The sequence below is a fragment of the Rhizobium sp. P1_C7 genome, assembly GCF_056406295.1.
The window spans coordinates 96,022-108,644 of record NZ_JBFUAL010000020.1 but is presented as its reverse complement, the minus strand read 5'-3'; the positions used below and the strand labels follow the sequence as shown (position 1 = coordinate 108,644).

Here is a 12,623-nt window from a genome sequence, read left to right as displayed (position 1 = left end):
CCCCTCGACAGGCAGCGGCCGCGGCGAGCAGCCATTCGGATCGAAGGCGACGCACTGATCAGGCGCCGAGTTGGTTTTCATCTGGTGTTCGTCGATCCGCAGTCTCCGACACCACCTCTACAAGCGCTTTGATCCAGCGCAACGTTTGAACGTGTTATTTATCGTATTGATAAAAAGGCCTCGGGTTTGTCGAAGACAACCCTTGGAAGAGGAGATGCAAAATGCCCATGTTCAAACTGCCAAATATTACTCTGCTGGCGTTGGTCGGTGCAATCGGCATCGCGTCCGCCCAGACGAAAGTTCCAGACTTTGCGCAGTCAGACGATCAGTCCGGCCCCGACGGATCGGAAATAACGCGCGGCATGATGGGACGTCACCCCATGCCGTCCAGTATGAGCGAGGCAATGCCCATGATGGGGCCAATGCGTGGCCATATGATGAGGATCATGTTTGCCATTGCCGATAGCGATGGAGACGGCGCAATCTCGTTCGAGGAACTAATGGCGATCCATAAACGCGTTTTCGTCGCAGTCGATGCCAACAATGACGGCAAAGTCACACCTGACGAAATGCAGGCGTTTTTGCAAGACAAGTGAGGAGGCCCGACACCCCGATATGGTGTTCGAGGCGGAGCGGATTTCGCCTGTCCGTGCCCGACATTGACGAACGCCAACCTCACGACCGGGTTTGTTGCCACCAACGGTATTGACCTGGCCTAATCCGCAGGCAGGCATCGGTACGCAAACCCGGTCCTGCGATCCACAATCCCCACGACAAAAGGCACCGTGGAAAACACAAACAGAAGAGGGAGGAAGTCCAACCGCGATCTCATAGAAATCCGCCATCAACTGAATGCGACACCGCGCAAATGCCTCGGCTACAGACGCAAGGAGAAGTCTCGGCCGCCGGCGGCGATCAAGTCCTGTTGCACTACCGTCTCGGTCACAGGCGCGACATCAGATTTACCTCTTTGCGAAGCCCGATTTTGACGAGCATCAAAGACAGCCCGCGGGAACCGGCTAGGCTCTCGCTCACCAAACAAGGAGAGCAGTGCTATGAGCATCAAAACCGTGATGTGCGTCTTTAGCGTCGAACGTTGGGACCAGGACATCAAGTCGGCTATCGAGTTCTGTGAAGCACAGGGCGCACATATGACCGCGCTGGTGGTCTGCATGGGTGGCGTGCCGGCGATCGCGACATACGAAGCCATCTCAACCGCGTGGCTGGACGAGCAACACAAGGAGATCGAACGTCTCGCCGAAGAGACGAAGGCGGTTCAGAAGCGGCTTGAGAGCACGGGCCTCTCCTTCGATGTTCAAGAGATCTATACCGAGTTTGCATGGGCAGAGGAGGATATCGCTCAGCATGCACTTTATGCCGACCTCGTACTGGTTGGCGCGCAAGCCGCTGGTGACGAGCAGCTCCAGCGCCGTATTATCGACGGCGCCCTGTTCGAATCTCCGACACCGATTCTAATCAATCCGCGTATGCAAACGGTTTCCTCGTGCCCCAAGTCGATATTGCTCGCCTGGGATTCGAGCCAAGAAGCGGCGCGAGCCACCCGCCAGTCCATGGAATTCCTGAAGGGCTGTGACGTCGTACACGTGACGCTGGTGGATCCCGTTGCCCGGAGTTGGGAGAATGGTGAGGAACCGGGATCCGACATCGCGATGTTCCTCACCCGCCATGGTGTCAAGGTCGAGGTCGAGCGTGTCGCGAGCGGCGGGCGCCGGGTAGACGAAACCTTGCGTCAGCATGCAGTTGATATCGCTGCCGACATGATCGTCATGGGGGCTTACACCCATCCGCGATTACAGCAGCGCCTCTTTGGTGGCGTCACCCGTTCGATGCTGAAGGACAGCCGGGTTCCGCTGTTTCTGTCGCGGTGACACGCCCCCGCAGCCCAGGTCCGGGCTGCGGGGCTTCAAACGTTCCTGCCTCGGCCTTGGGAGAGCGCAATGAGACCGCAGTTCCATCTGCCATTGACAACGCATCCGGAAGCGAGTTCGTTCGCGATCATCGAGAACGCCATCCAGTTTTCTCTGCATCAAGGCGCCGAGCTTGTTGCGAGCCTCGCGGCTGCGCGACGCCCCGGCCATGAGGCGACCGAGACTTATTCGGACGACGACGAGTTCCAAGCGGACCGGTTCGATCGTGGGGTCGCAGCCCTTCTCGTCAGGCACCTGAAAGTACGAGCAGCCCGTGTCGCGCTCGACGTCAGACTTGTTCCGGTGGAGGCACAGGCGATGTCGGCGACACTGAGACTTGCAGAGCTGGCTCGTGCCTACGACGTCACGATCATGGAAAATACAGAGGTGGCACGATCGGTTATCGAAGGGCTTGTCTTCGATAGTGGCCGGCCTGTGCTTCTGCTACCAACGGGCGACTACTACGGCCGCATCGACAATGCTGCGATCGCGTGGGACGGGAGTGCCACGGCCGCGCGCGCCGTCTCCAGCGCCTTCCCGTTGATGCAGACCGCCACGCGTGCGACGGTTATTCGTGTCAGTGACGCAGCGCTGCCGAGCGACGAAATCCTTGATCTGTATCTCGAAGCGCTTCGGCATTCCGGCCTCGAAGTCGAATTGGCCACGCTGCACGGTGATGGAGAGGATACCCCGACCGCGATCCAGGACGCAGCGCTCGAGGGCCACGCCGACCTTCTTGTCGCGGGCGCTTACGGGCACTCGCGGCTTCGCGAGGCCCTTGTCGGCGGTGTTACTCGGGGGCTGCTTGACAATCTGCGAATCCCGACGCTCCTGTCGCACTAGCTCAGCGCCGAAGGGCATTCAAAACGACGGCCATCGATAGGCTCGCGAACCAGCGCGCCGTGGACCGGCGGCGATCATGGCGTCCTCGACAGACCGATACGGCCCCCCGTTTTTCGTAGCACGGCGATGCCGGTGCTCCATGCCGTCTCGATAGAAATAGCGCGCCATTCATTGATCTAGGACAATGCTCGCGGATGGCGGCTGCGCGACAAATGAACCTGATAACAAAGGGGAGAACGCGATGATGGACAATTACGTCATCTGCGAATTGCAGCCTGACAATGCGCTTTCGGCCCTTGCGTTGGTCTGCAGCGTGGCGCCGGCCTTCGACGAGAAGGATTGGTCTGCCTTGTTCGACGGCAGCCGAAGATGGCGGTGTATCGGGGCAAGCGATCTGGCCGGGCGAGTAAGGGGACTGGCTGTCTTCAGGTTCCTCATGCATCCGCAAGTCGGGTGGTTGATGGATGTGCCGATCTTCATCGCGCTTAGCGCCGCTGACCAGAACCACCTCGCCGAAAGCCTGTTTGCAAGCCTGGAAATCGAGGCTTCCGCCTGTCAGTTCATGCGTGTGTGGAACCAGCTGCCCGAAAGCCTGGATGAGCTGGAAGGTCCCGAGCTGTTTCGGCGATGGAACCATGGGCTCATCTATCGCGTTCGACCGCAGGAACGCGGCTCGGCTTCGCTGTGAACACGTAGCCTACCGATCGAATGGATTTTATAAGTACGGGTCGTGCCGGATCGATTTCGATCTTTCGCCTTAACCGCGAGATCTGCGTGTCGACCGACCGGTCGAAGGCATCCCGTTCCCGATGCCTCGTCAGATCCATCAACATGTCCCGGCTCAAGACTCGACCTGCGTTACGCACAAATGCGTCCAGCATCTCGAACTCCCCGGTTGAAAGCTCGATCTCGACGCTCTCCGGGTTGAGAAGCTTGCGTTTGTCCCTGTCGAGCTGCCAGCCCTCGAAGACAAGTACGTCGTCAACCTTCGGCGTGGGGTTAGGAGACGCCTTGTAGCGGCGCAGGATCGACTTGAGCCTCGCATGAACCTCACGCAAGTGGAATGGCTTGACCACGTAGTCGTCCGCGCCCACTTCGAGGCCCACGACGCAATCTACGATGTCCTCACGCCCGGTGAGTATCATGATCGGCACATTTGAGCCGCTTCGTATCTCACGAGCGAGGTCTATCCCGTCCTGATCCGGAAGTACGAGATCAAGCAGCACGATGTCGATGTGCGTCGCACGGAACGCAGATCTCATATCCTTGCCATTCGCGACACAGGTGACCTTGTATCCCTCCTGCTCAAAGTACCGCTGAAGCAGCTGACGGATGCGCGGATCGTCATCGACAACAAGAATTTGCGTTTTGTCTGAAGACTCCACCGTCATTGTCAGGACGTCCTTGGATCATTGGTGTTAACGAACCCGAAATGCTGGATTCTGCCACCATACGTCAGGATTCTTGTGCGTCAATCGCACTTTCGGTCGCTCTGGAAACCGGCTTCACTGTCACATTGTCGCTCTCATTCATAACTGCCTCCCCTTCTAGCTAGATGGCGCATCAAGCCGTGCCCAATGCGCCATCTCCTCCAGTGATGCCGTGCCACCGCCACCGGAGCCGTGGCGAATGAAAGCAGGAGCAGCAGCCGAACCCACGGCCGGGGGCAACTCCCAGAACATTTGCACGAGCATGTTCATGACGATTGCTACACGTCCATCGGCGATCGCGTAGTAGACCTGGCGCGACTGCCTGCGGGTCTCGACAAGGCCTGCCTGGCGCAGATCCGCGAGCTGCTGCGAAAGCGCGGGCTGCTTGAAGTGCAGATCCTCTTGGATTTCGCTGACGGACCGCTCGCGTTTCGCAATATAGCAAAGCAGCATAAGCCGGCTCGGCGTGCTGAAAACACGCATGAATTCCGCCGCCTCCGCAGCCTTCTCCTGCATCTCTTCGAGGGAAGGAAACATGCCGGTCATACGCGTCGCTTCCGATAGTACCAGGTTTCGCCGTCGGGCATTTCGTCGACCTCCCCCATCGAGGCCATGGCAGGTTCGAATAACGCGTTGCCGCGCTGCCACCCTTCCGGGGCGACCGCCCCTTCCCTTTCCGATGTCTGCAGCGCCTCGACGAGGCGGAGAAGTTCTCCAACCGATCGCCCGACATTCATCGGATACCAGACAATCGCGCGAATGACGCCTTTGGGGTCGATCACATAGGTTGCGCGGACGGTACCGCTGTTCTCGGAAGAGCTGCCCAGCATCCCGTATGCTCTCGCAATCACCATCGCCGAATCCTCTATCACCGGGAACGGTATCCTCACCCCGAGGCTGCGCTCGATATCGCGTAGCCAGGCGACGTGGGAGTACAGGCTATCAACCGACAAACCGAGGAGATCGCAGCCAAGCCTGGTAAAGCTTTCGTGAGCGCGAGCGAAGGCGATGAACTCGCTGGTGCATACCGAGGTGAAGTCCGCGGGATGGGAGAAAAACAGTAGCCAGCGCCCCCGATATTGCGAAAGCGACACGTCGCCAGCGGTGGAACGGGCCGAGAATCCTGGCGCAACGTCATTGATCCGCAATGCCGTCGGCACGATCCCCTGTCTATCACCCGATCCGTCCATGTCACCCTCTTTGCTCGCTCGGCGCATCATTATGGTGACAATGAAACTATAGACTTGCATATTTAATGTAAATATATATTTTAGCATAATCAGATGGAAGCTGCCATGTCCAACCCCACTCTCGATCCAAACCTATCCCATGCGTGCGAGATCGTCCGCCAAGCATTGCCGGATCATTGCAAGCGCCCCATCGTTCGATCGTTCTTCGATCCGGCGACCTATACCGTTAGCCACGTCGTGTGCGACCCGAACTCGAAGGCCTGCGCCATAGTCGACAGCGTGCTCGACTACGACCCGGCATCCGGTCGAACGACGAATTCTTCCGCACGTGCAATCATCGACTTCGTAAGGTCCGAGGGACTCGAAGTGCACTGGCTGCTCGAGACGCACGCCCATGCAGATCACCTCTCCGCCGCCCCTCTTCTTCAGGCGGAACTCGGTGGCGAGCTCGCGATCGGTCGCGAGATCGTTCGCGTGCAGGAGGTCTTCGGCAAGATTTTCAACGCCGGGACTGAATTCCAGCGAGACGGAAGCCAGTTCGACCAGCTCTTCCAGGACGGCGATCGCTTCAAGATCGGCAATCTGGAGGCGACGGTTCTTCATGTTCCCGGCCATACGCCCGCCTGTTTGGCTTACGTCGTCGGCGACGCCGTCTTCCCCGGCGACACGCTATTCATGCCCGACTATGGCACCGCGCGCTGTGATTTTCCGGGCGGCGACGCCAGAACACTCTATCGTTCCATCAAGCGCCTGACCGGGCTCCCAGCCGAGGCACGCATGTTCATGTGCCATGACTACAAGGCGCCCGGTCGGGACCACTACGCCTGGGAGACCACGGTCGGTGCCGAGCGCGATGGCAATATTCACGTACACGGAGGCGTGACCGAAGACGAATTCGTCACGATGCGCAATGAGCGCGACGCAACTCTGGCGATGCCGAAGCTGATCCTCCCATCGGTGCAAGTGAACATGCGCGGGGGCAAGCTACCCCCGGCGGAAGACAACGGCACCCACTACCTCAAGATCCCCATCAACGCGCTCTGAGCACACATGTCCCAACTCAATTACATATGGCCGCTGTCCGGCGGATTGCTCATAGGCCTCTCGGCCGCGCTCTATCTGCTGCTTGATGGCCGGATCGCCGGCATATCCGGCTTGGTCGCATCGGCTCTTGGGTGGACCGGAGCAGGCATCAGTCCCTTGGGCATCGGGTTCATTGGCGGGATTGTCGGCGGAGCCGGCATAGCATTTTCTTACATCAGGCACGCCGAGCTGACGATGTCGTCGTCGCCGTTGCTTTTGATCGCCGGCGGGCTGCTCGTAGGCTTCGGCACACGGCTCGGTTCGGGCTGCACGAGTGGTCACGGCGTCTGTGGCCTAGCAAGAATGTCCCCGCGGTCGTTTGTCGCCACGGCGACCTTCATGGCCGTTGCGGCGCTGACGGTTTTCCTGATGCGCCATCTGATCGGAGGCCTGTCATGACCAACCGAATCCTCGCATCGATCCTCTGCGGCATTCTCTTCGGCATCGGCCTCGTCGTGTCAGACATGGTCAACCCCGCCCGCGTGCTCGCCTTTCTCGATGTCGCTGGAAACTGGGATCCGTCGCTCGCCTTCGTGATGGGCGGCGCATTGATCCCGTCGTCCCTCGCCTATGCGATCAAGCGGTCTCGATCTCGCCCGGCGTTCGATACGGAATTCCACGTCCCGGCCAACCGCTCCATAGACACCAGGCTCGTCCTCGGTGCGGCCCTCTTCGGCCTGGGTTGGGGCCTGGTGGGGCTTTGCCCCGGCCCGGCGATCGCATCCCTCGTCACCCTTCGTTGGGAGGCCGGCCTGTTCGCCGTAGCCATGCTCGCCGGCATGTTCACCTACCGCATCGTCCCATCCGGGCAAAGCGCGTCGCTTCGGCTTCGTTGAGCATAAGGAGAGGCCGCCCGACGGCCCAAGGCCATCGCCATGTACCTCGATCCCATGCAATATAATCTTGGCGCCGTTTCCGGCGCACTTGTCGGCTTCACGCTTGGGATGTTCGGCGGTGGCGGTTCAATCCTTGCCGTGCCCCTCATGGTCTACCTCGTCGGCGTTCCGAGCGCTCATCTGGCAATCGGAACCAGCGCCTTCGCTGTCGCCGCCAATGCATTCGCCAACCTGCTCGGGCATGCGAGGCTTGGCAATGTCAAATGGCGTTGCGCAGGGGTCTACAGTGTCGCTGGCATAATTGGTGCGTTCATCGGCTCGAGCATCGGCAAGATGGTCGATGGCCAGAACCTGCTCTTCCTCTTCGCGCTTCTCATGCTGGTCATCGGCATTCTGATGCTTCGCAAGCGCGACGCAGACGGCGACCCGGGAGCGCAATGCTCACGAGAAAACGTGCACAAGGTCGCCGGGTTTGGCGGGCTGACCGGTGTGTTCTCCGGCTTCTTCGGCATCGGCGGCGGCTTTCTGATCGTTCCTGGCCTGATCGCCTCGACCGGCATGCCAATCATCTTCGCGATTGGATCGTCGCTCGTCGCGGTCACGGCATTCGGGCTGACGACAGCGCTCAACTATGCCCTGTCCGGATATGTGGACTGGCTGCTCGCAGCGATCTTCATCGCCGGCGGCGTAGTCGGAGGATTGCTCGGCGCCAATCTCGCCAAGCATCTTTCAGCGCGCAAGGGGGTTCTAAACAGCCTGTTTGCTGCGCTTATCTTCGCAGTCGCCGCCTACATGATCTATCGGATCGCCGGCCATCCATCGGTTGCCTGATATCGGCAAAACGACATACTGACAGGAAACCGACAGCTTTGCTGCCGTATCGATGTCCCCGTCGCCCGCAACGGGCACCAACAGAGGACATTTTTCATGATGCTGAAACTTATCGCCGCTCTCGCGATCGCATCCGCAACACCGGCACTGGTTCTCGCAAGCCCGAACTGCACCGCCGAGCCGAAATCCAAGTGGATGTCCGAAGACGCCATGAAAGCGAAGATCGACGCCATGGGCTATAAGGTCAAGACCTTCGAGATCACGGGCAACTGCTACGAGATCTACGGCAAGGACAAGAGCGGCAATCGGGCTGAAGTCTATTTCAATCCGGTGTCCGGCGCCATTGCCCAGAAGGGCGACTGAGATGACATCGGTTTCGTCGAAGAAGGAGGGCTTTGCGCCCTCCGCCTCCGCGCAGCGCACGATCAAGGTGTGGGACCCCGTTGTCCGGGCCTTTCACTGGACGGTCGTCGTTGCATGCATGCTCAACCTTTTCGTGCTTGAGGAGGGCAAGTACTGGCACCGCGTCACGGGATATGTCGTTGCCACGGCTATAATCATCCGTGTCGTCTGGGGATTCATTGGCACGAAGCATTCTCGATTCAGTGATTTCTTGCCCACCCCTGCCAAGGTGGCTGGCCAGATACTTGATATCATCGAAAGGAACGAGAGGCGATATATCGGCCATAACCCGCTTGCCTCGGTAATGATGCTTTGCCTGATGGTATTGCTGGCAGCAACGGCCCTGACCGGCTGGATGACGACGCTCGATGCCTTCTGGGGAGACAAGTGGCTGCAGGAATTGCATAGTACGATCGCCAACAGCATCATGGTCCTCGCTTTTATCCATGCCGGCGCGGCCGTCGTGGAAAGCTGGAGACACAGGGAGAATCTGGTCTGGTCGATGGTTACTGGTCGGAAGAAAGCATGAGAATTCTGCTGATCGAGGACAGCTTACGGCTTCGCGAACTGCTTTGCGAGGCCGTCCGAAGCGTCGGTTGGAAGATCGATGCTTTCGAGACCGCACAGGATGGGCGTCTTGCTCTCGACGGCGCGGACTATGATCTGCTGCTACTTGATCTCGGCCTGCCCGATGAAGACGGAATTGATGTTTTGAAATCGCTGCGAGCCTCAAAGGTTCAGACACCGGTTCTCGTCCTGACGGCGCGAGGAGCGATCGACGAACGCATCGTTGGTCTGGATGCGGGCGCCGACGACTATCTCGCGAAGCCTTTTCATAACGGAGAACTGATCGCGCGCATTCGCGCGTTGATGCGGCGCGCTCCTCACACCGCGATGCCGACTTTGGATTTCGCCAACCTCAAATTCGAGATTGCCTCGCATCGTGTGGCCTGTTCCGGCGCTGACATCGCACTCACTCCATCAGAGAGGGATCTGCTCGAACTCCTGATGCGCAACGGCGGCAGGGTCGTCTCCAAAGCAAAGATAGAACACGCTTTTTCGGAATACGGCGACGAAAGAAGCACCAATGCTGTCGAATTGGCGATCTCAAGGCTGCGCAAGAAGCTTGAAAGCCATCCAACCGGGTCGTCGATCGAAACGGTAAGGGGCGTCGGTTACATGATGCGCGAGGATCGCGCGTGAGCCGCTCCCACCCTACCCTGGGCACGATTCTGACAAGAAGGATCGCGTTCTTTGCCGTACTGGCCATGGTCCTGCAGCTTGCCGTGATCTTCTCCGACTACTACTGGAATGTCGGCGAGCTATCGCGTCTGTTCGTCGAGCAGGAAACCGAGCGGCTGGCCTCGGGCATCACCATCGATGGGCAAAACGTTCAATATCGGCTCCCCGACAACGTCAAGCAGCGCTACCAGGAGCGGTCGACCGGCTACGTCGCTCGAATTCGCGACGCTGGCGGCACACTTGTATTTGAGTCTTGCGACGATGCCTGTGAAAACCGGTTCCTTCCAGCGGATGTCAATCCACCCGATTTCTGGCTCCGATCGCTAAAGCCAGGCAAGCCGTTGGCCTTGGTTGGCGGTCGCGCATTCCTGGTCGGAAATCGACGTTTCGTCGTCGACGTCGCAACGATCGGTGATCCGCAGAATGTGGTTTCCTCCGTTTTCTGGAACGAAGTCATCGAACATATGTTAGTGCCGATGAGCATTTTGCTGGTCTTGGTTCTCGGCGCCACCTTGTTGTCCGTCCGGCAGGCGCTGAAGCCAGTGCGCGCCGCAGCCGACGCTGCCGATAGCATCGACCCGATGGATGCACGTTCCCATCTCAATTTCGATGGAATGCCGCGCGAGGTTGCCCATCTTGCAGTCGCCATCAATCGCGCATTCGGGCGCGTAGGCGAACTGATGACGTCTCAGAAACTCTTTACGTCAGGCATAGCACACGAGATCCGCACCCCACTTGCTGCCATGAAGCTTGAGCTGGGTAACATCGACCATCCTCGCGCCCGCAAAGCAGAAGCCGATCTGGACGACCTCGTGCGCTTCGTCGCGGAACTGACTGCCCTCGCCCGGCTCGATAGCTTCGACCATGGCATGTTCGAAACCGTCGACCTCGTTGCGCTGTCGTCCTCTGTCGTCGAGCAGCTCGCCCCTTGGGTCTACGAGCATAACCATTCACTGGAGTTCTGCCCTGAGGTCGAGAGCGCGACGATCCGGGGTGCGCCCGCGCTCCTGAAGGACGCTTTGCGCAACCTCGTCGAAAACGGCGTACGCCATACGCCTGCTGGCACTGCTATCCTGATACATGTGGTCGGCAACACGATTCGCGTCGAGGATCGTTACGCGCGCGAAATCCGACGCGAACCAAGAACCAGCGACCACGCTGACAGCCTGGGCATCGGCTTGAAGATCGTTACGCGCATTGCCGAATTGCACGGGGGCGCACTTCGGCAATCGACGACAAGGTCGGGCTACGTTTTCGACATTACCTTCGCCGATCAACGCAAAAACGGCGTGCTCCACGACGAAGGGGGGACGGAGACCCACCGGCCTGCAAGCGCCTGACCGTTTCGCCGGACCCCTGTCATGCACCAATTTGCGCTTGATCAATGCGCCCCCGCCCCTTTGGCCTAAGCCTTTCCTTGCGATCTGTTGAGAGAGGAGATGAGGCATGGCCGGCGGTTACGTTCCTTACGGTCTGCGGGACATGGCAATCGCCGTCGGCGCGCTGGTGTTGTTCCTCGGGTCGCTCGATAGCGCCGTTGCCAGGCAGGCGGTCACGCCGTCTCTTGCGCCGATGCTCAGCCGTGTCATTCCGACGATCGTCAGCATATCCGTGCACGGAAAGTCAACCGATCAGCAGGACGACACTTTGTACCTGGCGCCCGGCGCGCAGAACCCCGCTGTGGGCCAGATCTCTGAGACGACAGGGACCGGGGTTATAACGGATGCGCAGAACGGCTATATCCTGACGAACAATCACGTGATTGAAGGCGCCACGTCCATAAAGGCGACGATTGCCAGTGGCGAAACCTACGATGCGGCAATCGTCGGAACCGACGCACAGACCGATTTGGCAGTAATCGAGATTAAGGCGGCCGGTTTGACCCAGGCCGTGCTCGGAGATTCCAGTTCGCTGAAAGTCGGCGACTACGTGGTCGCCATCGGTACGCCGTATGGCCTTGGGAAGTCCGCGACCTTTGGCATTGTCAGCGCGCTGGATCGATCCGGGTTGGGGCTGAATTCGGAAGAGGGCTTCATCCAGACCGATGCATCCCTGAACCCCGGAAATTCCGGAGGTGCACTCGTGGACCTGGAGGGAAAGGTCGTGGGTATCAACACGGCAATCCTCGGACCTTTGGGAGCAAACATAGGGATTGGATTTGCGGTCCCGATCAATATCGCCACCGTGATCATGCGCGATCTCGTTGCACATGGAGAAATTCGCCGTGGCCAGCTTGGCGTGCAGGTTCAAGATAGCAGCGCAGATTTCGCAAGGGCGCTTGGCGTCCATGCCACGACCGGAGCCGGAGCCTTGATCGATGAGGTTCTCCCTCAATCTCCAGGCGAAAAGGCCGGTCTCGTCGCAGGTGACATTGTCGCTGCCGTCGACGGAATATTGATCTCCGGAGGCGCACAACTGAGCGCGCGCATCTCAGCCCTTCCACCGGAAACCGTCGTCAAACTGACCGTTCTGCGGCGTAGCGGCAAAGTCGAGATCGTGGCAAGACTGGAGGCCGCTTCGGCGGCGGATGCGACGAGTGGATCTGTCGATTATGTGGATGGAGTGGGATTGCTCGACCAGATCACGTTGCGGACCCTCGACAACGCATCCGACGCATTCGGAAAGGTGCAAGGTGCTGTTATTTCCTCTCTATCCGACAGCAGCCCCGCCGCAGCCGCGGGCTTGCTTCCGGGCGACGCCATCACAAGCGTCAATCAGACAAGCGCAACGACGCCACAGATGGTGGTCGACCTGTCAAAGGCTGCGACAGACTTTCTACTTCTCGGGATTTTTCGGGACGATCATAGCATCTTCGTCGTGGTCAAGCGGTAGCTGGAA

16 protein-coding genes and 1 pseudogene are annotated in these 12,623 nt (G+C 59.2%); 14 read left to right on the top strand and 3 right to left on the bottom strand.

Translation table 11 applies throughout. The annotated features are described in order from the left end of the window. Positions 1-221: 221 nt before the first annotated feature. The 5 genes and pseudogenes from AC1D2R_RS25210 to AC1D2R_RS25190 all read left to right on the top strand — a co-directional run bounded on the left by AC1D2R_RS25210 (position 222) and on the right by AC1D2R_RS25190 (position 3,459). Positions 222-596 carry an EF-hand domain-containing protein gene (locus tag AC1D2R_RS25210; RefSeq protein WP_477971603.1) on the top strand — a complete coding sequence of 125 codons (375 nt, stop codon included), beginning with the start codon at positions 222-224 and terminating at the stop codon, positions 594-596. 115 nt (positions 597-711) lie between these two features. After that, positions 712-989, top strand: a pseudogene (locus AC1D2R_RS25205) (hypothetical protein); the annotation flags it as partial. Positions 990-1,055: 66 nt separating this feature from the next. Further along, positions 1,056-1,889 (top strand): universal stress protein, encoded by an 834-nt coding sequence (locus AC1D2R_RS25200; RefSeq protein WP_477971601.1) that lies wholly within the window; start codon positions 1,056-1,058, stop codon positions 1,887-1,889. 69 nt (positions 1,890-1,958) lie between these two features. Beyond that, the gene (locus tag AC1D2R_RS25195) at positions 1,959-2,771 is read left to right on the top strand and encodes a universal stress protein (RefSeq protein WP_477971599.1); all 813 of its coding nucleotides are present in this window, start codon (positions 1,959-1,961) and stop codon (positions 2,769-2,771) included. Positions 2,772-3,012: 241 nt separating this feature from the next. Continuing rightward, on the top strand, positions 3,013-3,459 hold the full coding sequence (locus AC1D2R_RS25190) for a hypothetical protein (RefSeq protein ID WP_477971597.1): 447 nt from the start codon (positions 3,013-3,015) through the stop codon (positions 3,457-3,459). On the opposite strand, the gene AC1D2R_RS25185 is transcribed toward AC1D2R_RS25190, so the two are convergent. From AC1D2R_RS25185 to AC1D2R_RS25175, 3 genes are all read right to left on the bottom strand, one after another. Continuing rightward, positions 3,413-4,162: a response regulator gene (locus tag AC1D2R_RS25185; RefSeq protein ID WP_477971595.1), complete on the bottom strand. Its 750-nt coding sequence runs from the start codon at positions 4,160-4,162 to the stop codon at positions 3,413-3,415. The two genes, AC1D2R_RS25190 and AC1D2R_RS25185, sit on opposite strands and share 47 nt — an antisense overlap. Before the next feature lie 156 nt (positions 4,163-4,318). After that, the gene (locus tag AC1D2R_RS25180) at positions 4,319-4,747 is read right to left on the bottom strand and encodes an ArsR/SmtB family transcription factor (RefSeq protein ID WP_477971593.1); all 429 of its coding nucleotides are present in this window, start codon (positions 4,745-4,747) and stop codon (positions 4,319-4,321) included. Beyond that, a complete protein-coding gene (locus AC1D2R_RS25175; RefSeq protein WP_477971591.1) occupies positions 4,744-5,391 on the bottom strand; it encodes a peroxiredoxin in 648 nt (215 codons plus the stop codon). The genes AC1D2R_RS25180 and AC1D2R_RS25175 overlap by 4 nt, the downstream gene beginning before the upstream one ends. Positions 5,392-5,496: 105 nt before the next feature. Between AC1D2R_RS25175 and AC1D2R_RS25170 the strand changes: the two genes are divergently transcribed. The 9 genes from AC1D2R_RS25170 to AC1D2R_RS25130 all read left to right on the top strand — a co-directional run bounded on the left by AC1D2R_RS25170 (position 5,497) and on the right by AC1D2R_RS25130 (position 12,617). Next, positions 5,497-6,435, top strand: a complete 939-nt coding sequence (locus tag AC1D2R_RS25170) for an MBL fold metallo-hydrolase (protein ID WP_477971589.1) — start codon at positions 5,497-5,499, stop codon at positions 6,433-6,435. A 6-nt stretch (positions 6,436-6,441) separates the two neighbouring features. After that, on the top strand, positions 6,442-6,873 hold the full coding sequence (locus AC1D2R_RS25165; protein ID WP_477971587.1) for a YeeE/YedE family protein: 432 nt from the start codon (positions 6,442-6,444) through the stop codon (positions 6,871-6,873). Then, the gene (locus AC1D2R_RS25160) at positions 6,870-7,310 is read left to right on the top strand and encodes a DUF6691 family protein (RefSeq protein ID WP_477971585.1); all 441 of its coding nucleotides are present in this window, start codon (positions 6,870-6,872) and stop codon (positions 7,308-7,310) included. The genes AC1D2R_RS25165 and AC1D2R_RS25160 overlap by 4 nt, the downstream gene beginning before the upstream one ends. A 39-nt stretch (positions 7,311-7,349) precedes the next feature. Then, entirely contained in the window at positions 7,350-8,141 is a 792-nt protein-coding gene (locus AC1D2R_RS25155; protein ID WP_477971583.1) for a sulfite exporter TauE/SafE family protein, read from the top strand. A 96-nt stretch (positions 8,142-8,237) separates the two neighbouring features. Next, on the top strand, positions 8,238-8,504 hold the full coding sequence (locus AC1D2R_RS25150) for a PepSY domain-containing protein (RefSeq protein ID WP_477971581.1): 267 nt from the start codon (positions 8,238-8,240) through the stop codon (positions 8,502-8,504). A gap of 1 nt (position 8,505) precedes the next feature. Continuing rightward, entirely contained in the window at positions 8,506-9,072 is a 567-nt protein-coding gene (locus AC1D2R_RS25145) for a cytochrome b/b6 domain-containing protein (protein WP_477971579.1), read from the top strand. After that, a complete protein-coding gene (locus AC1D2R_RS25140; protein ID WP_477971577.1) occupies positions 9,069-9,746 on the top strand; it encodes a response regulator transcription factor in 678 nt (225 codons plus the stop codon). The genes AC1D2R_RS25145 and AC1D2R_RS25140 overlap by 4 nt, the downstream gene beginning before the upstream one ends. After that, entirely contained in the window at positions 9,743-11,125 is a 1,383-nt protein-coding gene (locus AC1D2R_RS25135; RefSeq protein ID WP_477971575.1) for a sensor histidine kinase, read from the top strand. The genes AC1D2R_RS25140 and AC1D2R_RS25135 overlap by 4 nt, the downstream gene beginning before the upstream one ends. Before the next feature lie 106 nt (positions 11,126-11,231). Then, positions 11,232-12,617 (top strand): trypsin-like peptidase domain-containing protein, encoded by a 1,386-nt coding sequence (locus AC1D2R_RS25130; protein ID WP_477971573.1) that lies wholly within the window; start codon positions 11,232-11,234, stop codon positions 12,615-12,617. Positions 12,618-12,623: the final 6 nt, after the last annotated feature.

Excerpts from the sequence above, each read along its gene's own strand:
- AC1D2R_RS25160 (WP_477971585.1), top strand. The coding sequence starts at position 6,870 with ATGACCAACCGAATCCTCGCATCGATCCTCTGCGGCATTCTCTTCGGC.
- AC1D2R_RS25195 (WP_477971599.1), top strand. The coding sequence starts at position 1,959 with ATGAGACCGCAGTTCCATCTGCCATTGACAACGCATCCGGAAGCGAGT.
- AC1D2R_RS25145 (WP_477971579.1), top strand. The coding sequence starts at position 8,506 with ATGACATCGGTTTCGTCGAAGAAGGAGGGCTTTGCGCCCTCCGCCTCC.
- AC1D2R_RS25175 (WP_477971591.1), bottom strand. The coding sequence starts at position 5,391 with ATGGACGGATCGGGTGATAGACAGGGGATCGTGCCGACGGCATTGCGG.
- AC1D2R_RS25130 (WP_477971573.1), top strand. The coding sequence starts at position 11,232 with ATGGCCGGCGGTTACGTTCCTTACGGTCTGCGGGACATGGCAATCGCC.
- AC1D2R_RS25200 (WP_477971601.1), top strand. The coding sequence starts at position 1,056 with ATGAGCATCAAAACCGTGATGTGCGTCTTTAGCGTCGAACGTTGGGAC.
- AC1D2R_RS25165 (WP_477971587.1), top strand. The coding sequence starts at position 6,442 with ATGTCCCAACTCAATTACATATGGCCGCTGTCCGGCGGATTGCTCATA.
- AC1D2R_RS25140 (WP_477971577.1), top strand. The coding sequence starts at position 9,069 with ATGAGAATTCTGCTGATCGAGGACAGCTTACGGCTTCGCGAACTGCTT.
- AC1D2R_RS25155 (WP_477971583.1), top strand. The coding sequence starts at position 7,350 with ATGTACCTCGATCCCATGCAATATAATCTTGGCGCCGTTTCCGGCGCA.
- AC1D2R_RS25150 (WP_477971581.1), top strand. The coding sequence starts at position 8,238 with ATGATGCTGAAACTTATCGCCGCTCTCGCGATCGCATCCGCAACACCG.
- AC1D2R_RS25210 (WP_477971603.1), top strand. The coding sequence starts at position 222 with ATGCCCATGTTCAAACTGCCAAATATTACTCTGCTGGCGTTGGTCGGT.
- AC1D2R_RS25190 (WP_477971597.1), top strand. The coding sequence starts at position 3,013 with ATGATGGACAATTACGTCATCTGCGAATTGCAGCCTGACAATGCGCTT.
- AC1D2R_RS25185 (WP_477971595.1), bottom strand. The coding sequence starts at position 4,162 with ATGACGGTGGAGTCTTCAGACAAAACGCAAATTCTTGTTGTCGATGAC.
- AC1D2R_RS25170 (WP_477971589.1), top strand. The coding sequence starts at position 5,497 with ATGTCCAACCCCACTCTCGATCCAAACCTATCCCATGCGTGCGAGATC.
- AC1D2R_RS25180 (WP_477971593.1), bottom strand. The coding sequence starts at position 4,747 with ATGACCGGCATGTTTCCTTCCCTCGAAGAGATGCAGGAGAAGGCTGCG.